Genomic DNA, 23,983 nt, shown 5'->3' with positions numbered 1-23,983 from the left:
TTAATTTATGGGCACAAAAGTGTGGTACATTTGTTCTAATTATCCTGAGTCCATAACGCCAAGATTACGAAAAGTGAATGGTCAATTTTGCTTCGTAGGTTAATGGTGAATTTGGGTAGACTTGAGACTTAAGGTATTAGGTAACCGAAGACAAAACTTTCAAACCTTAAAACTCTCCCACTCTCAAACCCGTTCCATACCCAAAAAAAACGTATCAGCTTATTGATGCCCGATGATGGTCTTCAGAAGTATATTCACCTCATCTACATTTTTCACCTTTTCTTTTCTCATCATCAGCAGATTTCCCTCTTTCCCGATCTTTTCTTTCAATTGAGCTTCTGCAGGATTTTGTGTTAAATAACTGATGATATGTCTGAATCTGTCTGTCTGATAAAATTTATCCTGAGGATTAGCCGGAAAATATCCTAAAAACACCCCATTCTTCATAACGATCTTTTCAAACCCTATATCAGCAGCCAGCCACTTCAGCGCAACACTTTTCAATAAATTGACAGCTTCTTTCGGCAGTGCTCCAAAACGGTCTATCAGTTCAAGTTCGAACTGATAAAGATCCTTTTCATTATCAATTTCAGCAATTTTCTGATACAGTAAAAGTCGTTCTTCCGTATTCGAGATATAGAAATCAGGGAGCATCAGTTCAAGGTCAGTATCAATATTGACGTCTTTGACAGATTTAAACAGCTTCTGTCTGTCCTCTTCATTATCGAAAAGGTTTTCAAAATCTGCATCATCTTTTAATTCCTCCAGAGCTTCCTGCATCAGTTTCTGATAGGTTTCAAAGCCCATCTCATTGATAAATCCACTCTGTTCCGCACCCAGAAGATCTCCCGCACCACGGATTTCAAGATCCTTCATCGCAATCTGGAAACCGCTTCCCAAATCAGAGAACTGTTCGATAGCTTCAAGACGCTTTCGTGCATCAGAAGTAATCATATCATATGGAGGCGTGATCAGGTAGCAAAATGCTTTCCTGTTGCTTCGTCCTACCCTTCCTCTCATCTGGTGAAGATCTGCCATCCCGAATCTTTGGGCATCATTGATGAAGATGGTATTGGCATTCGGAACGTCTACTCCACTTTCAACAATGGTAGTAGCGACCAGAACGTCATATTTCCCTTCCATGAAATCAAGGACGTTCTTTTCCAGCTGCCTGCCTTCCATCTGGCCGTGTCCTGTAATAACTCTCGCATCAGGAACCAATCTTTGGATAAGTCCGGCAATATCTTTAAGGTTTTCCACCCTGTTATTGATAAAATAAACCTGCCCATCTCTCTGAAGTTCATAAGAAACAGCATCTCTCAAAATTTCCTCACTAAACCCAATCAGCTGGGTATCCACAGGCTGTCTGTTGGGCGGTGGCGTTTTGATCACCGAAAGGTCTCTCGCTGCCATTAATGAAAACTGAAGCGTTCTCGGAATCGGAGTCGCCGTTAAGGTAAGTGTGTCTACATTATTTTTCAGTGTTTTCAGTTTATCTTTCACGGATACACCGAATTTATGTTCTTCATCAATGATTAACAGGCCAAGATCTTTGAACTTAACCGAACTGCTGACCAACTGATGGGTTCCTATAATAATATCTACTTTTCCGTTTTTAAGGCCGTCCAGCGCTTCCGCTTTCTGTTTGGCCGTTCTGAATCTGTTGACATAAGAAACATTCACTGGAAAATCTTTCAGTCTTTCTTTGAAACTTCTGAAATGCTGGAATGCCAGAATCGTTGTTGGAACCAATACAGCAACCTGCTTTCCGTCTGTTGCCGCTTTGAATGCAGCACGAATCGCCACCTCCGTTTTACCGAAACCTACGTCACCGCAAACAAGTCTGTCCATCACCGTATCCGCTTCCATATCTCTTTTTACATCAATGGTTGCTTTTTCCTGATCCGGAGTATCTTCATAAATAAAGCTCGCTTCCAGCTCATTCTGCAGATAAGAATCGGGTGTATATGAAAATCCTTTTGCCGTTTTTCTTTCGGCGTATAGTCTTATAAGGTCAAAAGCAATCTGTTTTACTTTCGTTTTTGTTTTCTGTTTTAATGATTTCCAGGCCGGAGAACCGAGTTTACTCAGTACAATTTCTTTTCCGTCCGGACCGTTGTATTTTGAAATCTTATGAAGGGAATGGATGCTTACATATAACAAGTCTCCATTTTTATAGGTTAACTTAAAACATTCCTGAATTTTCCCGTCATTATTCACTTTAACCAGTCCCATGAATTTTCCGATTCCATGATCAATGTGAGCAATATAATCTCCGATTTTCAGAGACATAAGATCTTTCAAGGTAAGCTGTTCAGATTTTGCAAAGGTATTCTTGGCTTTATATCTCTGGTAACGGTCAAAAATCTGATGATCGGTGTACACCAAAATCTTGTGCACATGGTCTACAAAACCTTCATGCAGCTCAGATCTGAAACTTTTAAAAGGAAGTTCATTCTCCAGCTCTTCGAATATAGATTCCAGTCTTTCTTTCTGCTTTTCTGTAGAAAAAGAGATCCAGGTATCAAAACCTTCGTTCTGCTTTTCTTCCAAGTCCTCAATCAGCAATTCAAAGTTTTTATGGAAAGAAGGCTGTGGAAGCTGCTCCACTTTGATCTCAGTGAGTTCTTTAAGCCCTTCCATGGAAGTGCCCGCGAAATCAACGGTTTTAAACTTTTTAAAATCAAACAGGAATTCCTGATCTGAAATAAAAAGCTCCTGAGGCCTTCTGTGGGCAATATCTTTATTTAATGTTTCGTATTTCTCCAGTGATCTTTCGTAAAATGATCTGATCTTCTGCATCCCGACAGCTCCATTTCTGGACACTACAAAACTTTCTTTAGGCAAAAGCTGAAGCAGAGAAACTCTGGTTCCGGTTACCGAAAAATTCATATTGGAAACCAACTGAAAGTCTTTTACTTTATCTACGGACAACTGGGTTTCAATATCAAAAGTCTTGATGTTTTCCACTTCATTTCCAAAGAATGTAAGACGGTACGGCTTTTCATAAGAGTAAGAGAATACATCAACGATTCCTCCTCTCACGGAAAATTCTCCCGGTTCTGAAACGAAATCTGCCTGCTGGAAGTTATAATGATTCAGCAACTCATCTACAAAATCAAAATCCAGCTGGTCACCTACTTTTATATGATGCGAAATCGCTTTAAAGTCTTCTTTCTTTAATACCTTTTCAGATAATGCTCCCGCATATGCCACAATCACTTTGGGTGACTTCCCGGAATTGATTTTATTTAAAACCTCCGTTCTCAACACAAGATTGGCATTCTGCGTTTTCTCTACCTGATAAGGCTCAAGATGAGTAGCCGGAAAATACAAAACCTTTTCTTTCCCAAGCAGATCTTCCATTTCCGTATTGGCGTACAGGGCATCTTCCTTGTCATCTACCAGATAGAGAATAGTTTTTTTCTGCGTTAAAAAAAGTTCGGCAACAAAAATGGAAACCGACGAGCCTGCACTTCCCTTCACGGAAATATGCTGGCTGCTTTCTAACTGAGTAAAGATTTCCTTTCCAAATTCTTTCTGAAGAAGATCGGGAAGAAATTTTTCGTGAATAGGTTTTAGCTGCATAAATAGTAATGGTATAAAACGACAAAAGCGATTTCGGGAGTGTTCCGAAACCGTTGATGCTCAACAAAGGTAAGGATAATTTTTTCTTCACAGGATAAGTCTTATTTTACCAAAACCTACACAAAACAACTAAATACATACCCAAATCTTAATTTTTTACAAACTTATCTAATAAAAAGTTAAAAAAATTCTCATTTTATTGCATGGCACAGTGTTTGGCCTTTTACTCTCATCAAACTTTTAAAGAAATAGTATTATGAAAAAAGCAATCAGAATCTTAGGGGTACTTATGCTGGTATTAGTGGCCACATTATCTTTCGCTTCATGCAGTAATGACGATGATCCTGTAAACAATGATTTCTTCGCAGGAACTTACAAAGGAAGCATCTCTTACAATGACGGATCTACCAACAACAGTACAGATAACGGAAGTGTTTTTGTAACAAAAATCGCCAGTGGAACGAAATATAATTTTGCTTTCTCAAACGGCATTCCGGATCTTAACGGAGTGGAATTTCAGCAGTCAGGGGATCATACCCTTGTGATGATCGGTGCCAGTGCTACATCTTATATAAGAATTGACAATAATGAATTGAAAATCTTATACATCAAGGATGGCAAAACGTGGACCGCAAACTGTACACGATAAATCAACATTCATATTTACAATTGAGCCTGTTTTCATTATGAAAGCAGGCTTATTTTATTTTCAAAACGTTTGCTTTAAGTTTTTTTTAAGCAGTAATAAACTTTAGTTAAGGTTCTAAATCTCAGTTTTTCAGCCCGTTTTTTGTATATCTTTACTCAAGAAAAAATAAACAATACACCCTCATGAAAAAATTATTAACAGCAATGTCACTAGCATTAGGACTAGGATTTGCAACTGCACAGCAAACCGCTCCGGCAACTACCGCAGCTCCTCATCACACGGCAAAAACAGTAAAAGCTCCGGCCGCTAAAACGGCTCAGCCGGCAGCAACGGCTAAATCAGCTCAACCTGCAGTAAAAATGAAAAAAGACGGAACACCGGACAAAAGGTATAAAGAAAACAAAAACCTTAAGAAAGACGGTACTCCAGACAAGAGGTACAAAGCCAACAAGTAAACTTTAACATATAGTTGTTATTTTCATAATCAAATTTCGAAGAACCGGTGAAACTCATTCGCCGGTTTTTTTTATGGTTTATCCGGATCAAAATGATTCCATATTCTACAAAGGAAAAGCACAGGTGGAACCAATTTCATTCATTCCGATGAAGGGAATGGATACAGATCACGGATTAATTTCAAAACTTGGGAAGCAATTTTTTTTAAAACATTAAGACATTAAGGTCTTAAAAGATGGGATGCTTAAAGATCTTAAAAAATTCAGTTTACTGATTTCTTCATTCATAACAATAGTATATTGCTTAAATCCTTAATGTTTAGATTAACGTGAGTTCGAGATAAGAAAATTAAGATTGAGAGGTTTCGGGAAGCGGGTTTGAGATGCGAAAGTATGTAGGATTACTTATAAAATATTTTTAAATTCTTTTTTTAACGCAAAGCTTTATCTTTGTTAACGTTTAGTTTTGAGGAAGGCAAAGACTATGACTGCGTCACTGATGAAGCGGTCTGTATACAACATCCGCTTCATAGAATCAATGAAATTGATTCCGCCTTTGCTCCCCTTTATCAATAGAATAATCAATTCCTTTGCGTCAAAAAAATCTTGTCAGCGCTCCCCAGATTTTGAAATTGATCCCAGATCACATGATTTTAAAATTTCACGCAGATTAACCAGATGATGCAGATTTTTACTTTTACTCATCTGCTTTATCCGTATCATCTGCGAGAGCTCATCATTATAAACACTCTTCTGTTGCTAAAAAAACTGAAGAAATATTTAAGATAGCGAACCCTTATAGATTCGCTTGTATTTATTTTTTATTTTATTCCCAAAGTTTTGAGACTGACCTTACTTATTTATAAATTTGAGGCATGTTAAATTTCTTCAAGAAAAACGCGGCATTGGTCTGGGCAAAAAAACACGTTCAGAAAACCGGGGAATTCAAAAAAAACTCAGAGAAAAATCAGGAAGCTCTTTTGCTGTCTCTTGTAAAGACGGCTCAGAAAACTCTTTTCGGAAGGGAGCATGATTTTGAGAACATTCATTCCATCCGGGAATTTCAGGAAAAAGTTCCTGTTGCCGACTATGAAGATCTGAAACCTTATATCGAAAGGGTAAAAAAAGGACAGGCCAATATCCTCTGGACAGATACTCCGGAATATTTTGCAAAAACTTCGGGAACCACTTCAGGCTCAAAATACATTCCTATTTCAAAAGAAGGAATGCCGTTTCAGATTGCGGGTGCTCAAAGTGCGTTGTTTCATTATATCGCACAGAAAGACAATGCCGATTTTGTGAACGGAAAAATGATTTTTCTTCAGGGAAGTCCGGAAATGGAAGAAGTTTTCGGTATCAAAACCGGAAGACTTTCAGGCATTGTCGCCCATCATATTCCTGCTTATCTTCAGAAAAACCGACTTCCAAGCTGGAAGACGAATATTATGGAAGACTGGGAAGCCAAAGTGGACAAGATCATTGAAGAAACGGAACATGAAAATATGACGTTGATCTCCGGAATTCCGCCATGGCTGATCATGTATTTTGAAAAACTAACAGAAAAACACGGTAAAAAGATCAAACAGCTTTTCCCGAATCTCCAGCTCCTTGTAACCGGCGGTGTCAATTACGAACCTTACCGTGATAAAATGGAGGATTTGTTGGGCGGAAAAGTTGATATTATCCAGACCTTTCCTGCATCTGAAGGATTTTTTGCTTTTCAGGATGACTACACCAAAGAAGGACTGCTTCTTTTAACCAATCATGGGATTTTCTATGAATTTATTCCGTTAGAAGAATATGGGAAACCGGGAGCCAGAAGATTAACGATAAAAGAGGTGGAACTTAATAAAGATTACGCTTTGATTCTTACGACCAATTCAGGTTTATGGGCTTATTCAATAGGTGATGTCGTACGGTTTATTGATAAAAATCCTTACAGAATTCTGGTAAGTGGAAGAACGAAGCATTTCACTTCTGCTTTTGGAGAACACGTGATTGCTTTTGAAGTAGAAGAAGCGATGAAAGCTACTCTGGAAAAACATCCTGCCCAGATTGCAGAGTTTCATCTTGCCCCGCAGGTGAACCCGGCTGAGGGACTTCCGTATCATGAATGGCTGATCGAATTTGAAAAGGAACCTGAAAATGTAGAATCCTTCAGAAATGAGCTTGACACTGAGCTGCGCAAGAGAAATACCTACTATGATGATCTCATTACGGGAAATATTCTTCAGCCGCTTCATATCAGTCTGCTGAAAAAGAATGCTTTCCATGAGTATGCAAAATCTCAGGGTAAACTGGGTGGACAGAATAAAACACCAAGACTTGCCAATGACAGAAAAATTGCAGATCTATTAGAAATTTACAAACTTTAAAGATATTTTTTCAATTCAAAAAACATATATTCGAAAAAAATTATAAATTTGGAAAAATAAAAAATAATAATGAGAGCATCTGTACTTTTAAAATCATCTTTACTAACATCTTTATTTGTGATTTCATCCTGCGCGACGACAAAGTACAGCGATGACATTTCAAAAAACAATTATTCTAATCTTCAAGCCGGAAAGGTTTACGTAGTTACCATGAAAGATGGTTCCAAAAAACAGAAGATGCTTTTCCGAAATACGGATGCTGAAAATCTTATCGGAACCGCCGGTAAAAAAGACAGCACGGAGGTCATTATTCCTAAATCCAATGTTGCTGCCGTAAAAGACAGAAGCAAAGCAAGAGTTACAGCAGGTGCTACCGTAATCGGAGCAGCAGGTGTTGCAGCGATCGTGATCAGTTCACTGAGAGCGGACTAAAATAGATTTTATCTTTCGGGACCTATTTGATTTATCATTTAAAAAAACAGCATATAAACAGCCTTAAATAAATATTTAGGGCTATTTTTGTGCATGATTTCCTTTACGCCGTTAAAAACATTGCAAAATGTTGAATTCAGGAATCTTCTTACCGGAAGATTTTTTATTGTTTTAGCCTTCAGAATGCTTGCTACTTTATTAGGATGGTGGGTGTATCAATTAACAAAAGATCCGTTTTCAATAGGCCTTATCGGTCTCTCGGAAGTCATTCCGGCGGTAAGCTGTGCCCTGTATGCGGGCCATGTGATCGACATGAACGAAAAAAAGAGACTGCTCTTAATCTGTAATTATGCTTATATTTTTCTGATCGGTCTACTTCTGATTCCTGCATTTTTCAATGTAGAAATGCATTTCAACGGACATGAGATCACGTATTTTATATATGGTGTCATTTTTTTCACAGGAATTGCCCGGGCATTCATAGGACCTATCGTTCCTTCAATGATTCCAAAAATCGTAAAGAAAGAAAATCTTCCCAATGCGGTTACACTGAATCAGGCTACTTTTCTTATTTCTTCAGTATGCGGACATGCCGCGGGTGGCCTTCTCATTGGGTTCTTCGGAGTAAAATGGACGCTGATCGTTATTATTTCGTTAATATTTGTGGCTTCATTATTTTTCTGGCAACTGAAACAGCAACATTCGGAGTATAAGAAAGAGGAAGTGAATATGGTTGAAAGTATGCGTGAGGGTATTTCCTATATTTTTAAGACCAAAGAAATTCTGGGTGCTCTATGTCTGGATATGTTTGCGGTTCTTTTCGGAGGAGCTGTTGCCATGATTCCGGTATTTGCCACTGATATTCTGGATGCAGGTGCGGAAGGTTTCGGGCTTCTGAATGCGGCTTCTGATATTGGTTCTATGTGTATTATCACGCTTCTGGCCGTGGTTCCGTTAAGAAAAAATCAAGGAAAGATTCTTCTGGTTGTTGTGGCCGGATTCGGGCTCTGTATCATTGGTTTCGGATTATCCAAGCTTTACTGGCTATCATTTATATTCCTAGTCATGAGTGGAATGCTGGATGGAATTTCGGTTGTGATCAGAGGAACTATCGTACAGTTGAAGACTCCGGATCACATCAGAGGGCGTGTACTGAGTGTAAATTCTATATTCATCATGTCCAGTAATGAAATGGGGCAGTTTGAAAGCGGACTGATGGCAAAGTTACTAGGCGTAGTGCGGTCTGTAGTCTTTGGGGGAAGCATGACGGTACTCGTAGCTCTCTTAGTAGCAAGTACCAATCCCAAGCTGAGGAAAATGAATTATTAGGCAATAATATGTTCATTCTATTAAATATATCACAAAAACTTTAATTTAACTTTAATAATTTTTTATATTTGTTTTTTTTAAATCCCCCTTTATGAAAAAAGCATTACTCGTTTTTCTAATCATCTGTTCACGCATCTTATATGCCCAGTCAGATTGTATTAGTGCAATATCTGTCTGCGGAAACTCAGACATCTCATACACCCCTTCCGGACCTGGACTTATCCTCGAAGGTATTGGTGCCAACTCATGTTTGAGTGACACTGAAAATGAACACTTTTCGGTGTGGTATTCTTTTACGGCAGCCACTTCGGGAACATTGGCATTTGTTATTAATCCGGTGATTGATACCGATGATTATGACTTTGCCGTATATGGCCCTACCACAAACGGCTGTACTTCTTTGAACAACGCCAACGTTTTCGTAACGCCTGTAAGATGTAATTTCAACGGTACAGGGGCATCTCAGGGAAATACAGGATTACTGCTTACCATACCTCCTCCGCCACCACCCAATACAAACGGAAGCGCAGGAAACCAGGCAGAATGGAGCCCTCACATGGTAGTACAGGCTGGCCAGACCTATTATCTTGTGGTGGATAACTACAGAAGTTCACCGGATGGATTCTCACTGACATGGACCGGGACTGCAAGCTTAAGCTCTGCATTCAATGATCCTGCATTAGCTCCGTTCCCGTTTGTAACACCAGGACAGCCTGCAGCAAACCCTGCAAACCCGAATGAAATAGCCGTATGTTCACTGGCTACTCCTTTCAACTTTACTGCCCTTAGCGCAGGAATTATCAACGGTAACAGTGCCAACTTCAAAGTAAGCTACCATAAAAACACCAATGATGTTATTACAGGAGGAAACCCTGTGACTTCAGAGGTCGTAAACTTTACAACAACTTACCTTTACAGAATTGTATATCAGGATCCGACGAATCCGACAAATCCTATGAACGGTTGTTTTATTACAGGTAAATTCAAATTCAAGGATGGAAGTTTTACTTTAAACAACGCCACGCTTACAAGCTGTAGTAATAATAACTCAGGCACCGCCATGTATGATCTTACGACTGCAACGATTGGAGCCTTACCTAGCCATACGCTAAAGTATTATCCTACGATGTTCGACCTGAATGCAGGAACAAATGAGATCACGAGCCCATCTATATACCAGTTCGTATCTGCTGAAGGAAAAATATTTGTAAAAGCTACTAATGAATTCGGATGTACGGCAACTGCTGAAATCACACTGAAATTCCATCCGTTGGTAGCGGTAACTGATGCTTCTTTAAGAGAGTGTTTCATTGAAACCAATCATTCATTGGGTGTATTCAATCTTAACAATGCACCGGTAACAGCAGGAACAGCAACGAAAAAATATTACCCATCTGTAGCAGATGCGGTAAGCGGAACGAACGAAATCTTAAACTTCCTTACTTATACAGCCCCAACGGGAGTAGTGTATGCGAAAGTATTCAATGCACAGGGATGTTATAATATTGCGAAAATAACACTGACTGTAATGGGTCCAGTTTATTCAAGCGTTTTAAAAGATAAAATCATCTGTATCGAGGATAAAACGACACTGGATGCAGGACCTGGATTCAACGGTTACGAATGGAGCACAGGAGCTACTACACAGGCTATTAACAATGCAGCTGTAGGAACTTATTGGGTTAAATTAAAAACCGGAAACTGTATCACACTACAGAAAGTGAAAGTGTATGCTTCTGAGCAACCTGTGGTATCAAGCATTGATATTTCAAACACTACAATCACAGTGAATGTTATCGGAGGAAATCCGGATTACAAGTATTCTATGGATAATATCAACTGGCAGGATTCTAATGTATTCACCAATATTTCAAGAGGTGACCACAAAGTATATGTGAAAGATGCCTATGATTGTGAACCTATAGACATTACAGTTCTGGTTCCGAATCTTATCAACGTAATCACTCCAAACGGAGATGGTGTAAACGATGTGATAGATTATTCAGCGTTATCTGGAAAACAAAGTCTTGTGTTGAGTATCTTTGACCGATATGGTACAAAAATCCATCAGGCTGATAAGTCTAACGGATATAAGTGGGACGGAACAGTAGCCGGCAAAAAGATTCCTACAGGAACCTACTGGTACTCTGTAACATGGAATGAAAATGATAAAAAGAATACACCATTCAAGTTTTCAGGATGGGTAATGGTAAAAAACAGAGAATAATCATTATAGAAAAACAGAAAACCGCTCTACGGGGCGGTTTTTTTTCAACATAAATGCTGATAACTTTATTTTTCTCAAATCTTGTTTCACGAAAATCATTTTAAACATGAAAAAAACATTACTTCTTTTAATTCTATTTGTAGCGCAGGTGTTTTATGCACAGTCCGACTGCGTTACAGCTATTCCACTCTGTGGAAACTCGGATATTTCCTACACACCATCAGACCATGGAACTATTGCTGAGAATCTTTCAGCAAACGGATGTCTGGCCATCAATGAAAATCGCTCAGTATGGTATACTTTTACGATAGCAACACCCGGAACATTAACCTTTGTGATAGATGCCAACGTTAATACAGATGACTACGATTTTGCTGTATATGGCCCAACTTCTAACGGATGCACCTCGCTACAATCAGGTAACGCTTTTGTAACGCCCCTTAGATGTAACTATGTTGGTACTGTTGCCAGTGGAAATACCGGACTCAGCCTGACCGTGCCGCCGCCTGCAACTCCCAATGCAAACGGAACCGGAGGTAACCAGGCAGAATGGAGCCCTTACATGAATGTACTGGCTGGACAAACGTATTATCTTATTATAGACAATCACAGAAATTCTGATGATGGATTTAAGTTGATCTGGGGTGGTACTGCTACCTTAAGCTCTGCATTTAACAACCCAACTCTGGCCCCTAATCCATTTATTCCACCTGGAATTCCAGGAGCTACTCCAACCGATCCTACAACGGTGATGGTATGCGGACTTCCTTCACAGTTTAATTTTAACACCCTTACTGCAGGCATCATCAATGGAAATAGCCCTAACTTTAAAGTTACTTACCATAACGACACCAATGATGTGATAACAGGAAATAATCCTCTAACGATCACAACGGTAAATGCAACAACTGATTATTACTACAGAATCCGATATCTGGACCCTGACGACCCTAACAATGTGGTCAATAAATGCTTCATCAGCGGGAAATTCAAATTTGTAAATGCCAGCATCACGGCGAAAAATGCTACTATTTTCGCATGTAATAATGACGGTGAGGGAACCGGAAAGTTTGACCTTACCACAGCAGATGTATTCACTGGTGGTACAAAAAAATACTACCCAACACTGGCTGATCTAAATGCTGACACCAATGAGATTACAAGTCCTACCGATTATATTTCTCCTCAGAAAACTGTCTATGCAAAAGTAACTTCTGCTTTTGGATGTACTGCTGTAGGAAATATTACATTATCATTCCATCCGGTAGTCACGTTAAGAGATGCACTGGTTGAAGAATGTTATATAGAAAACGACATCCTGCAGGCTAAGTTTGACCTTACAAAAGTTAACGTAGGTTCAATAGCAGGACAAACAAGTAAATTCTATAAAACACTAAACGATGCGAAAGCCGAAACGAATCCTATTGCGAATCCGGATGCTTACATTACAACAAGTACTGAAGTTTATGTAAGAGTGACCAACGCTAATCAGTGTTATGATATTGCCAAAATCACATTAAGAGTTCTTCCTCCTGTAAAATCTGCAGTTCTGAAAGACAAAACGATCTGTGCTGAAGCTAAGACAACATTAGATGCAGGACCTGGATTCGACGGATATGAATGGAGCACCGGTGCGACTACTCAAACCATCAGCAATGTAGGAATCGGGGTATACTGGGTAAAACTGAAAACAGGAAAATGTTTTACATTACAGACGGTAACCGTTTTTGCTTCTTCGCAGCCGGTCATTTCTTCTGTAGACATCAGCAACAACACGATCACCGTGAATGCTTCAGGCGGAACTCCTCCTTATATGTATTCATTAGATGGTGTCACCTGGCAGGCAGCGAACACATTCAGTGGACTTCCTAGAGGAGATAACAAGATCTTCTTAAAGGATTCTTTCAACTGTAACCCTATCCAGATTACAGTGACCGTACCGAATCTGATCAACGCCATTACTCCAAACGGAGATAAGATCAATGACGAGATCGATTATTCTGCTCTGTCTTATAAGAAAAACCTTGTTTTCATCGTGTATGACCGATATGGAAACAAACTTTATGAGGCTAACAAAATGAGAGATTACAAATGGGACGGAACCGCTTCAGGTAAGAAAATTCCTACAGGAACTTACTGGTATACGATCTCATGGAACGAAAACGATAAGAACAGTACCGAAACGAAATATTCAGGATGGATCCTGTTAAAAAATAAAGAATAATAAATCAATTCTTACATCACAAGAAAAGACTGTCGTAAATGGCAGTCTTTTTTTTATTTGGAAGTTTCCGGGATACGAAGTACTGGTTTTTGCGTTTAAGAATCGGAGAGTTTCCGGAGTACGGGATGCACATTTAGCCCTTCTGTTGTCTGATGTCTCACGTCTGAAATCTGACATCTAAAAAAACACTTATCATTTTCATCCGATTGAGTAATACTTGTTGAAATTTTTCTATTTTTGATCCCCGCTTTTTACTAACATTCTCATACTTTCTGTCCATTGCATCTTACAGAGGAATGCTGATAACTTGTTAGTTACTATTTTTTAATTATTTTTTTTAAATAAACTATCTTTGCATCATGGCGCAGAAAGAAACATTATCATCCCTTACACACGGAAACTTTGCAAGAGAACTGTCTATTGCGGATGGAAAAATGCCACCCAATGCTGTAGATTTTGAAAGACTGGTGATAGGAACTTTTCTTATTGACAAGAAAGGTCTTGACCACTCTATTGACCTTCTTACTTCAGAAGTATTTTACGATCCCAGACATCAGGTCATTTTTGCTACGATTTTAAAACTTTATGAAGGCAACCATCCTGTGGATCTTATGACGATCATTCAGGAGCTAAAGAAAGAAGATAAATTAAGCCAGGCCGGCGGAGACCATTATATTATTGATCTTACCATGGGCGTAAGTTCATCTGCCCATATTGAATACCACGTACGTGTCATCCTTGAAAAATATATCTTAAGAAGTCTGATCAATGTATCTGCCAATGTGATTGATTCTTCCTATAAAGAATCTACGGATGTATTTGAACTTCTGGACAAAGCAGAACAGTCATTCTTTGAGATCACGAACGGTACGATCAAAAAAGGATTTGACACGGCTAACTCATTGGTAAAGCAGGCCATTGACACCATTAAATCTTTGAAAGATAAAGAAGGACTTTCCGGTGTTCCTTCAGGATTCAGAGATATAGATAAAGAAACCGGAGGTTGGCAGAATTCCGACCTCATCATTATAGCAGCCCGTCCCGCGATGGGTAAAACAGCATTCCTTCTGTCTATGGCCAGAAACATTGCTGTAGGTCACAAAATTCCAATGGTGCTGTTCTCTCTCGAGATGGCATCCGTACAGCTGATCACCAGGATGATTGCTTCCGAAACGAAAATTTCTTCTGAAAAACTGAGAAAAGGAACTTTGGACGATGAAGAATGGCAGAGACTATTCTCCAACGTATCCGAACTGGAAAACGCACCGCTTTTTATTGACGAAACCCCTTCCCTTTCTATATTCGACTTCCGTGCAAAATGCCGAAGACTGGTAATGCAGCATGGCGTAAGACTGATCATGGTCGACTACCTTCAGCTGATGACCGCAGGAGGCGGAGGAAAAGGAGTCGGGAACCGTGAACAGGAAATTTCCATGATTTCACGTTCACTGAAAGCGATTGCTAAAGAACTTAACGTACCGGTAATTGCTCTTTCCCAGCTGTCGAGAAGTGTGGAGGCCCGTCCGGGAAAACGACCTCAGCTTTCCGACCTGAGGGAATCCGGAGCGATTGAGCAGGATGCGGATATCGTATCTTTTATCTTCAGACCGGAGTACTATAAAATTGCAGTTTGGGATAATGACGAAGAAGGCGCGGAAACCCCAACGGAAAACCAGGCCGAGCTGATCATTGCTAAACACAGGAATGGTGCTACAGCCGATGTGAGATTATCCTTCTTAAAACATTTTGCAAGATTTGGTGATATTGAAGCTGCGTTAGATGGCGGTATGGGAGGTTATCCTTCCAATTTTGGATCTAATGAACCAAGTGGTTTTGATAAGATTAAGACTACCATTCAGCCAGGTGCAGCATTTGATCTTCCGGACAGTTCAAAACTTTCCGGGTCTTCCATGAATGATTTCGATGACGATGATGATTTCCCGTTCTAGAAACCCTATCATTTTAAATTAAATAACAGCTCGGTATCCTGTAAGCTATTTGTTGCAGAATACTGATTTTATATATACCAGAACTTTTGAGAATAGAAATATACACGGACGGTGCCTGCAGCGGAAATCCCGGAAAAGGAGGTTACGGAATCCTTATGCGCGTTCCTGAAAAAAACTATCAGAAAACATTCTCCAAAGGATTCAGAAAAACCACCAACAACAGGATGGAACTTCTGGCTGTGATCTCCGCTATGGAAAAACTAAAGTCTTCGGAGAACGACATTCACATTTATACAGACAGCAAATATGTAGCGGATGCGGTGAATCAGAACTGGATCGCGGGATGGATCAAAAGAGGATGGAAAAATGTGAAAAACCCCGACCTGTGGAAAAGATTCATCGAGATGTACAATAAGCATACTCCAAAAATGCACTGGGTAAAAGGTCATGCAGGACATTTTGAAAATGAACTTTGTGATAAGCTTGCTGTAGCTGCTGCCAACTCATCCGATCTGGAAATCGACTCTTATTTTGAAGGTTTGGAGAGCAACTCTCTTTTTTAATGAATCTAAATTACTACTCATTACATACGACATTCTTTAGTTTTCCTTATCATTATTGAAAATTTATCATCATATTCAGTAAAATTAACATTAAACATACATAAATTAATTGGGATTTAATATATTTACAGCATCTAATTAAAAGTAATCCCAATTCAATGAATAAAATTTTACTGTCTTATATTTCATTCTTTCTGATCTTTTTGTCAGGCGGAATGTTTTCTCAAACCTATCAGTTAACAGGAAATCCGGTGGCTACCACAGGATGGACAATGGTGAATCCCGCACAGGTAAACGGTGATTTTATTCAGCTTACTCCGGATACGAATAATCAATCCGGATCCATACGTCTGAATGATCAGATCAACTTAAAATACTGTGACAAGTGGAGAGTAGAATTCGATTTTAGAATGGATTCCAACCAAACGTCCAACGGAGACGGTATTGCTTTCTGGTATCTGGCCAATCCTCCTGTTGCAAGCGTATTAGGTTCAGGTCTTGGAGTTTCCCAAAATGCCGTAGGATTTATTGTAGGATTTGATACGTACAACAACACAACTACCGCTACTATGAGTAAGGTGCATGTGGCTTACGGACAGGTAGCCAATACCTCTGATACCAACAACGTAGAGTTTTTCAATACTCCCGGAAGTTCTTTTCACTCACCGGATCTGAATACAACGATTCCTTTCCAGGGAGCCACCTATAAACATGTTGAAGTAACGGCTCAGGTAGATCCTGCCAATCCGGTTAACTGGATTGTAAAAATTACTATGGACGGAACACTGATCTGTAATCAGTCATTCGCACCTTCAGGTACTGCAGCTGCTATGACGATTGGATATTTCGGGTTTTCAGCTTCTACCGGAGGGGCGAGATCCAGACATTCTATTAAAAATGTAAAAATCTATACAGACAAAGTTCCAATTTTACAGGCTACAGCAACACAGTCTTTCTGTCCAAATCCTGCGACCGGATTCGGATCTGTGAATTTAACGACTTTTAATTCTCAGTTTGTAAGCAATCCTTCCAACTATACATTTACTTATTTTCAAGGTGGGACGCCCATTACAACTCCTACAAACTTCCAGTTCAATGCAAATACTACGGTAACCGTAGTGGTAAAGGATAACGCAGGAATATTATGTGATAACCCTGACGGAAAAATACAGCTTGTTCTTGCTCCTCTTCTTCTCACGGATAAAACTTTACTGGCATGTAATAACAATAAGGCAGGAAACGGATTATTCAACCTCAACGCTGCGGATGTCGCCGGCGGACTTACTGTAGTCAAAAAATACTACAGAACACTGGCTGACCTGAATGCCGGAACCAATGAGATTACCAATCCGGCCACCTATACTTCTGCGCCGGGAAGTGTTTATGTAAAAGTAACCACACCACTTGGATGTACGGGCAATGCAAAAATTACACTTGCATTTTTACCGGAAACTCCTGTAAGAGAAGTCACGCTGCGCTCATGTTTTATACAGAACAATATTACGAGTGCTGTCTTTGACCTGACTTCCGCTAATGTAACAACCCTGACAAGCGGTTTCACCAAAAAATATTATACCTCTGTAGCAGATGCTTTAGCAGGAACCAATGAGATTGTCAATCCGCTTCAGTACATGTCGGTGAGCACTGCGATCTATGTAAAAGTAACAGACTCTAATAACTGTTTTGCTCTGGCAAAAGTAAATCTTAACGTATTACCACCTGTAACCTCTTCTGTATTAAAAGACAAAATAATCTGTGTAGACGGAAGAACCAATCTGGATGCAGGTCCCGGTTTTGACGGCTATGAATGGATCACCGGTGCGACAACACCTTCAATTCAAAATGTTGGAGTAGGTCTTTATTGGGTAAAATTAAAAACAGGAAATTGTATTACGACCCAAATGGTAAAAGTGGTTGCTTCTGCCAATCCTGTGGTAACAAGCATCGACATCAACAATACCACAGTAACGGTCAATGTTTCAGGAGGCACCCCGCCTTATAAATATTCGCTGAATGGTATAGACTGGCAGGATTCGAATACGTTTACAGGACTTCACAGAGGGGAAGCTAAAGTTTTCGTGAAAGACTTTTACAACTGTACACCTGTTGAAGTACAGATCACCGTTCCAAACCTGATCAATGCGATAACTCCAAACGGCGATAATGTAAATGATTTTATTGATTATTCTGCTCTGGCTTATAAGAAAAATCTTTTATTCATCGTATATGACAGATATGGTAATAAACTTTACGAAGCTGACAAAATCAGAAACTTCAAATGGGATGGAACTGCTTCCGGCAAGAAGGTCCTTACAGGAACTTACTGGTATTCTATCTCCTGGAATGAAAATGACAAGAATAATACCGCTACCAAATACTCAGGCTGGGTATTGGTAAAAAACAGAGAATAAACTTCTATTATAAAAAAAAATCACTCTTTCCCTGGAGTGATTTTTTTAATAATATAAATCTAAAATGAATTAATCATGTATTTTTTTATCTAATACAAGAAAAGCGCAATATCATTTTAATGTTTTTATTATTCGCCAAAAATTAACTTTAAATTGACAATTTTAACCAAACAATTGACAATTATTCATTATACAGTCACAAACAAAATAAATATATTTATATCAATAACCTTAAACCAATCGCTTCATGAAAAGAAAACTACTCATTTACTATTTATTTATTTTTTTAGGCTTTTCAGGGCAGCTGTCTTCACAGACCTATCAACTGGCTGGAAACCCTGTCAATACTACGGGTTGGGACCTTGTTTCCAACGCAGTTGTTGAAAACGATTTCATCCGTCTTACCACAGACAATACCAGTTTGTTTGGCGCTGTAAAGCTGGCTACTCCCATCACATTAAGCTATTGTGACAAATGGAAGGTAGAATTCGACTTCAGGATCGATGGAAACGGAACCACACAGTTCGGGCGCGGTGACGGATTTACATTCTGGTATCTGGTGAATCCTCCAACAGGATTTGTATCCGGGGGCGGACTTGGAATTCCAGCGAACGCATCAGGACTGATGGTAGGATTTGATATTTTCAACAATTCCACAGAAGGACAGATGAGTAAAATACATTTACTGTATGGAACCAATGATACCGCCGGAAATAATATTGAATACAACACAACTCCCGGAAGCACATTTCACTCTCCGGATCTTATCACGACCCAGCCTTTCGTAGGGCCTACCTATAAACACGTAGAAGTAAACGGAGAAACAGACCTTACGAATCCTACGAACTGGATCATTAAAATTAAACTTGACGGTGTCCTTATTGTTGACCAGTCATTTGCCCCTTCCGGAGGAGCCATAGGAATGTCTCAGGGATATTTCGGTTTCTCAGCCGCTACGGGAGGTGCGAGTGCGAGACATTCGATCAAAAATGTAAAAGTTTTCGTAGATAAAGTTCCTATCCTGAACGCTACTGTCACTCCGTTTGTGTGTACGAATCCGGCAACAGGAGCAGGATCTGTGGATCTTACCTCTTTCAATGCACAGTTTGTGAACAATCCGGCAAATTATGTATTCACTTACTATGTTTTAGGAAGTTCAACACCTATAACGAACCCTACCAACTTCCCATACACAGGGAACACCACAATTAAGGTCGTCATCAAAGACCCGAGTTCTACGCTCTGTGATAATGGAGATGGTGTCATACAGCTTAATCCTACACCATTTGCCGCTACAGATGCCACACTCACAGGCTGTAACAACAACAATGCGGGAACAGCCACATTTGACCTTACAACAGCCGCTCTGACAACGGTTCCAGGCTGTACAATGCAGTTTTACAATACGATGTTCGACCTGAATGCAGGCATCAACCAGATTCCTAATCCTACGGCTTATGCATCGGGTGCAGCAGTATTATTCGCCAAAGTAACAACTCCTCAGGGGTGTGTCAGCAATGCAAAAGTTACTCTGAATCTTAACCCGGTTGTCGTTGTTACGGATGCTTCCTTAAGAACATGTTTCCTTGAGACCAATCCGTCACTCGGGACATTCAACTTAGCCAATGCTCCGGTCATTGCAGGAACAGCCCCTAAAAAGTATTATCCATCTATGGCTGATGCCGTAGGCGGAACGAATGAAATATTAAATTTTGCCACCTATACAGCACCATCAGGAGTTATCTATGTGAAAGTATTTAATGCGCAGGGATGTTATTCTATTGCAAAAGTTACCCTTACGGTGATTGCACCGACTCTGTCCAGCGTATTAAAAGACAAGATCATCTGTATTGAAGATAAAACCACATTGGATGCAGGACCTGGATTCAACGGATATATCTGGAGTACGGGTGCCACTACACAGGCAATCACCAATGTAGGCGTTGGAACTTACTGGGTAAAACTAAAAACCGGAGACTGTACGATCTTACAGACGGTAAAAGTATATGCTTCAGAGCAGCCGGTGGTGACAAGCATTGATATCTCAGGAAGCACAGTCACTGCTTTTGTGAACGGCGGAACTCCTCCTTACAAATATTCAATGGATAATGTAAACTGGCAGGATTCCAATGTCTTCACCAATGTTGCAAGAGGAGAAACCAAGATCTATGTAAAGGACAGCTATGATTGTGAACCTATCGAAATCGATATTACCGTTCCTAATCTTATCAACGTTATTACTCCAAACGGAGACGGTGTGAATGATGCCATAGATTATTCTGCGCTTGCCAACAAAAAAAATCTGGAAATCGGAATCTTCGACAGATACGGATACAAAATGTTCCAGGCTGACAAGTCCAACAGATACACCTGGGACGGAACGACCAACGGAAGCAAGAAAGTGCCTACCGGAAACTACTGGTATTCTATCACATGGAATGAGAATAACAGCAAGAACACCCCTATCAAATTCTCAGGTTGGATTATGGTGAAAAACAGGGAATAAACTGAAATTGATTATTTTTTAAATACCCCGGGATCACGTCAAATTTGACGTGATTCTTTTTTGTTTTTTCAAACCGGAGATATTTCATTTTAAACACTCTTTATTCATATTCAATTCTTAAATTTGTCCTATGAATTATTTGGAAGCTTTAAGCAGAAGATATTCTGTGAAAAAATTTAATCACGAGATCATTCCTCAAGACACCCTGTACAACATTCTTGAGTCAGGAAAACTGTCTGCCAGTTCGCTTGGGCTTCAGCCTTATAAAGTATTGGTGGTGGAAAGTGAGGAAATGAAGCAGAAATTAATTCCAGCTTTCTATAATCCATCGCAGATCTCCACCTGCTCTCACCTCATTGTCATTATTTCAAAGAAAACCATTGACGAAAGCTATATTCATGGCTACTTCAATCATATTTCCGAGGTAAGAGAAACTCCCATTGAGAAACTTGATCTGTTCAGAAAAAGCATTAACCAACACATTGTTCAAAAAACACAGGATGAAATTTTCAACTGGGCAGAGAAACAGTCTTATATCGTACTGGCGAATCTCATGTACGCCGCTGCGATTGAAAATATAGACTCGTGCCCTATGGAAGGCTTCCGCCAGGATATGATAGAAGAGATTCTCAACATCAATCCGGAGACAGAAAAAGTAACCGTTACCCTCGCTTTAGGCTACCGTTCTGAGGAAGATCATTTCCAGCACATGAAAAAAGTAAGAAAACCAAACGAAAAATTGTTTAAATTTATTTAATATTAAACGATTGTACCTAAAGCAAGCATATGATAAAAGCGGATGTATTAGTAATCGGTTCCGGCATCTCGGGACTTTCCTATGCCATTAAAGTTTCTGAACAGTTCCCTGATGCCAAGATCATCATCGTAACAAAATCAGACGAAGACGAAAGCAATACTAAATATGCACAGGGCGGACTGGCCGTAGTCACCGATTTCAAGAATGATAATTTCGAGAAACACATCGATGATACTATGCGTGCCGGAGACGGAGAAAACAAACGCGACGTTGTAGAAATGGTCGTAAGAGAAGCTCCCGCAAGATTCAATGAAATCGTAGAATGGGGTGCCAACTTCGACATGAAAAACGGAGAGTTCGCTTTGGGAAGAGAGGGCGGCCATACTGAAAACAGAATTGTTCACCATAAAGACATTACGGGATTCGAGATCGAAAGAGCTTTGCTGGAAACGGCGAAAAACAGCCCTAACATTGAAATCCTTGATCACCATTACGTTATTGACATTATTACCCAGCACCACGTTCCTGGGAAAGAAGTGAACGAAGGTGAAATCAATTGCTACGGTGCCTACATCCTTGATGAAAAATCAAAGACCATCAAAAAAATTACCTCGAAAATAACACTGGCAGCCACCGGAGGGGCAGGACACGTTTATAAAAACACCACCAATCCTACCATTGCTACCGGAGACGGAATTGCGTTCGTAGCCCGCGCCAAAGGTAAGGTTTCGAATATGCAGTACTACCAGTTTCATCCGACAGCTCTGTACAGCAAGATCAATGGAATGCTTTTCCTTATTTCTGAAGCCGTAAGAGGAGACGGTGCTAAATTAAGAACCAAGAAAGAGGAAAAATTCATGCACAAATATGATGAGCGTGAAGAACTGGCCTCAAGAGATATTGTAGCCAGAGCCATCGACAACGAAATGAAAATTTCCGGTGACGAGTATGCCGGTCTCGACTGCCGCGATATGGATCACGAAAGATTCTTGGAACACTTCCCGAATATATATAAGAAATGCAGAGAAGAAGGAATTGATCCTTTTACACAATTAATCCCAGTCGTTCCTGCCTGCCATTATTTGATGGGTGGTATTGAAGTAGACCGTGATGGACAGTCTTCTATCAGAAACCTCTTTGCTGTAGGTGAATGTACCAACTCAGGACTTCATGGCGCGAACAGACTTGCTTCCAATTCTTTACTGGAAGGTTTGGTTTTCGGACACAACGCCGCAATCAAAACTGTTGATTTACTTAAAGAAAATAATTTCAATTTCGATGACCTGAAAGCCGTTCCGGAGTGGAATGAAGAAGGCATGAAAATCATGGATGAAATGGTGATCGTGAGTTACCTCAGAAAACAGCTTCAGGAAATGATGAGTGATCTGGTAGGCATTGTAAGAAGCAACAGACGTCTGAATATGGCCCTGCAAAAACATCAGGAAATCGCTGCAGCTGTTGATGAAATTTACCACTACTCTATTCTGTCACCGCAGTTATCTGAATTGAGAAACCTGACAACCGTTGCTCACCTCATCATTACCCAATCTATGGAGATGACGGAAAATAAGGGCGCATTTTATAATAAAGACCTAGTCTAAAAAACATCCATAATGAAAAGACCAAGCTACGCAACAGATAAAGTATTAAAAACATTTATAAAAAATGCCTTAGAGGAAGACATCCAGGATGGCGACCACTCTACCCTTTCCACGATTCCGAAAGATCTGGAGCAGAGTGCTAAACTTCTGGTCAAGCAGGACTGTATTTTAGCAGGGGTTGAGCTGGCAGAAATTATTTTTAAAACTTTTGATAAGGATTTAAAGGTCGAAACTTTCATTAAAGATGGAGAAGCAGCCAAAGTAGGTGACGTCGCAATGATCGTAACCGGAAGTGCAAGATCCATCCTTTCCACGGAAAGACTTATCCTGAACTGTATGCAGAGAATGAGTGGAATCGCTACCCTTACCCATGACTGGGATTCCAGATTAGTAGGCACTAAAACAAAACTTCTCGACACCAGAAAAACAACCCCGAATTTCAGGGTTTGTGAAAAATGGGCAGTAGCTATCGGTGGCGGAACCAACCACAGATATGGCTTATATGATATGATTATGTTGAAAGACAACCATATTGACTACAACGGAAGCATTACGAATGCTGTGAAAATGGCAAAAGATTATGTTAAAAGCACCAAGAAAAAGTTAAAAATCGAGGTTGAGACAAGAAATCTGGAAGAAGTTAAGGAAGCCATCAAAGCAAAAGTGGATAGAATCATGCTTGATAATATGAACGTAGCTATGATGAAACAGGCTGTAGAGATGATCAATGGGTCTTGTGAGTCTGAAGCATCCGGTGGAATTACCCGCGAAATGTTAAAAGAAATCGCTTCTACAGGCGTTACTTATATCTCTGCAGGAGCCCTTACCCACTCTGCTGAAAATATAGATTTGAGTCTCAAAGCAGTGAAATAGCGTTGTATTTTTAACAAAAACAGCCCCTGTTTATTAAAAACTCA

The 23,983-nt window shown here is 39.8% G+C and carries 15 protein-coding genes; 14 read left to right on the top strand and 1 reads right to left on the bottom strand.

What is annotated here, in order from left to right:
- Positions 1 to 219 precede the first annotated feature (219 nt).
- On the bottom strand, positions 220 to 3,588 hold the full coding sequence (gene mfd / locus BUA72_RS19570; RefSeq protein WP_072924697.1) for a transcription-repair coupling factor: 3,369 nt from the start codon (positions 3,586 to 3,588) through the stop codon (positions 220 to 222).
- 256 nt (positions 3,589 to 3,844) lie between these two features.
- Here mfd and BUA72_RS19565 point away from each other — a divergent pair, with 256 nt between their 5' ends.
- The 14 genes from BUA72_RS19565 (at position 3,845) to nadC (ending at position 23,939) form a co-directional block, all read left to right on the top strand.
- Positions 3,845 to 4,237 (top strand): hypothetical protein, encoded by a 393-nt coding sequence (locus BUA72_RS19565; protein ID WP_072924696.1) that lies wholly within the window; start codon positions 3,845 to 3,847, stop codon positions 4,235 to 4,237.
- A 182-nt stretch (positions 4,238 to 4,419) separates the two neighbouring features.
- Entirely contained in the window at positions 4,420 to 4,692 is a 273-nt protein-coding gene (locus BUA72_RS19560; protein ID WP_072924694.1) for a hypothetical protein, read from the top strand.
- A gap of 875 nt (positions 4,693 to 5,567) precedes the next feature.
- On the top strand, positions 5,568 to 7,067 hold the full coding sequence (locus BUA72_RS19555) for a GH3 auxin-responsive promoter family protein (protein WP_072924693.1): 1,500 nt from the start codon (positions 5,568 to 5,570) through the stop codon (positions 7,065 to 7,067).
- 69 nt (positions 7,068 to 7,136) lie between these two features.
- On the top strand, positions 7,137 to 7,499 hold the full coding sequence (locus BUA72_RS19550; RefSeq protein WP_034723995.1) for a hypothetical protein: 363 nt from the start codon (positions 7,137 to 7,139) through the stop codon (positions 7,497 to 7,499).
- A 93-nt stretch (positions 7,500 to 7,592) separates the two neighbouring features.
- Positions 7,593 to 8,828 (top strand): MFS transporter, encoded by a 1,236-nt coding sequence (locus tag BUA72_RS19545; protein WP_072924691.1) that lies wholly within the window; start codon positions 7,593 to 7,595, stop codon positions 8,826 to 8,828.
- A 91-nt stretch (positions 8,829 to 8,919) separates the two neighbouring features.
- Positions 8,920 to 11,055: a T9SS type B sorting domain-containing protein gene (locus tag BUA72_RS19540; protein WP_047450739.1), complete on the top strand. Its 2,136-nt coding sequence runs from the start codon at positions 8,920 to 8,922 to the stop codon at positions 11,053 to 11,055.
- Between the two features lie 106 nt (positions 11,056 to 11,161).
- Positions 11,162 to 13,279 (top strand): T9SS type B sorting domain-containing protein, encoded by a 2,118-nt coding sequence (locus tag BUA72_RS19535; RefSeq protein ID WP_047450741.1) that lies wholly within the window; start codon positions 11,162 to 11,164, stop codon positions 13,277 to 13,279.
- 359 nt (positions 13,280 to 13,638) lie between these two features.
- Entirely contained in the window at positions 13,639 to 15,228 is a 1,590-nt protein-coding gene (dnaB, locus tag BUA72_RS19525; RefSeq protein WP_047450743.1) for a replicative DNA helicase, read from the top strand.
- Between the two features lie 86 nt (positions 15,229 to 15,314).
- Positions 15,315 to 15,791, top strand: coding sequence for a ribonuclease HI (gene rnhA / locus BUA72_RS19520; RefSeq protein ID WP_047450745.1), 477 nt, complete (start codon positions 15,315 to 15,317; stop codon positions 15,789 to 15,791).
- Between the two features lie 158 nt (positions 15,792 to 15,949).
- Entirely contained in the window at positions 15,950 to 18,202 is a 2,253-nt protein-coding gene (locus BUA72_RS19515; protein WP_072924688.1) for a T9SS type B sorting domain-containing protein, read from the top strand.
- Positions 18,203 to 18,449: 247 nt separating this feature from the next.
- Positions 18,450 to 20,708, top strand: a complete 2,259-nt coding sequence (locus BUA72_RS19510) for a T9SS type B sorting domain-containing protein (protein ID WP_072924687.1) — start codon at positions 18,450 to 18,452, stop codon at positions 20,706 to 20,708.
- 130 nt (positions 20,709 to 20,838) lie between these two features.
- On the top strand, positions 20,839 to 21,465 hold the full coding sequence (locus BUA72_RS19505) for an NAD(P)H-dependent oxidoreductase (protein ID WP_072924685.1): 627 nt from the start codon (positions 20,839 to 20,841) through the stop codon (positions 21,463 to 21,465).
- A 29-nt stretch (positions 21,466 to 21,494) separates the two neighbouring features.
- Positions 21,495 to 23,066: an L-aspartate oxidase gene (gene nadB, locus BUA72_RS19500; RefSeq protein WP_072924683.1), complete on the top strand. Its 1,572-nt coding sequence runs from the start codon at positions 21,495 to 21,497 to the stop codon at positions 23,064 to 23,066.
- 12 nt (positions 23,067 to 23,078) lie between these two features.
- Complete coding sequence (gene nadC, locus BUA72_RS19495; RefSeq protein WP_072924682.1) at positions 23,079 to 23,939, top strand: carboxylating nicotinate-nucleotide diphosphorylase; 861 nt, start codon at positions 23,079 to 23,081, stop codon at positions 23,937 to 23,939.
- The last annotated feature ends 44 nt before the right edge of the window (positions 23,940 to 23,983 follow it).

It is taken from the genome of Chryseobacterium sp. OV279, from assembly GCF_900128945.1.
In the GTDB taxonomy this organism is placed as follows: Bacteria; Bacteroidota; Bacteroidia; order Flavobacteriales; family Weeksellaceae; genus Chryseobacterium.
The sequence above is the reverse complement of the archived record's forward strand: the minus strand, read 5'-3'. Positions and strand labels throughout refer to the sequence as shown.

What these genes read in the sequence shown, in the direction of transcription:
- mfd (WP_072924697.1), bottom strand. Translation starts at nt 3,588, where the DNA reads ATGCAGCTAAAACCTATTCACGAAAAATTTCTTCCCGATCTTCTTCAG.
- BUA72_RS19565 (WP_072924696.1), top strand. Translation starts at nt 3,845, where the DNA reads ATGAAAAAAGCAATCAGAATCTTAGGGGTACTTATGCTGGTATTAGTG.
- BUA72_RS19560 (WP_072924694.1), top strand. Translation starts at nt 4,420, where the DNA reads ATGAAAAAATTATTAACAGCAATGTCACTAGCATTAGGACTAGGATTT.
- BUA72_RS19555 (WP_072924693.1), top strand. Translation starts at nt 5,568, where the DNA reads ATGTTAAATTTCTTCAAGAAAAACGCGGCATTGGTCTGGGCAAAAAAA.
- BUA72_RS19550 (WP_034723995.1), top strand. Translation starts at nt 7,137, where the DNA reads ATGAGAGCATCTGTACTTTTAAAATCATCTTTACTAACATCTTTATTT.
- BUA72_RS19545 (WP_072924691.1), top strand. Translation starts at nt 7,593, where the DNA reads ATGATTTCCTTTACGCCGTTAAAAACATTGCAAAATGTTGAATTCAGG.
- BUA72_RS19540 (WP_047450739.1), top strand. Translation starts at nt 8,920, where the DNA reads ATGAAAAAAGCATTACTCGTTTTTCTAATCATCTGTTCACGCATCTTA.
- BUA72_RS19535 (WP_047450741.1), top strand. Translation starts at nt 11,162, where the DNA reads ATGAAAAAAACATTACTTCTTTTAATTCTATTTGTAGCGCAGGTGTTT.
- dnaB (WP_047450743.1), top strand. Translation starts at nt 13,639, where the DNA reads ATGGCGCAGAAAGAAACATTATCATCCCTTACACACGGAAACTTTGCA.
- BUA72_RS19515 (WP_072924688.1), top strand. Translation starts at nt 15,950, where the DNA reads ATGAATAAAATTTTACTGTCTTATATTTCATTCTTTCTGATCTTTTTG.
- BUA72_RS19510 (WP_072924687.1), top strand. Translation starts at nt 18,450, where the DNA reads ATGAAAAGAAAACTACTCATTTACTATTTATTTATTTTTTTAGGCTTT.
- BUA72_RS19505 (WP_072924685.1), top strand. Translation starts at nt 20,839, where the DNA reads ATGAATTATTTGGAAGCTTTAAGCAGAAGATATTCTGTGAAAAAATTT.
- nadB (WP_072924683.1), top strand. Translation starts at nt 21,495, where the DNA reads ATGATAAAAGCGGATGTATTAGTAATCGGTTCCGGCATCTCGGGACTT.
- nadC (WP_072924682.1), top strand. Translation starts at nt 23,079, where the DNA reads ATGAAAAGACCAAGCTACGCAACAGATAAAGTATTAAAAACATTTATA.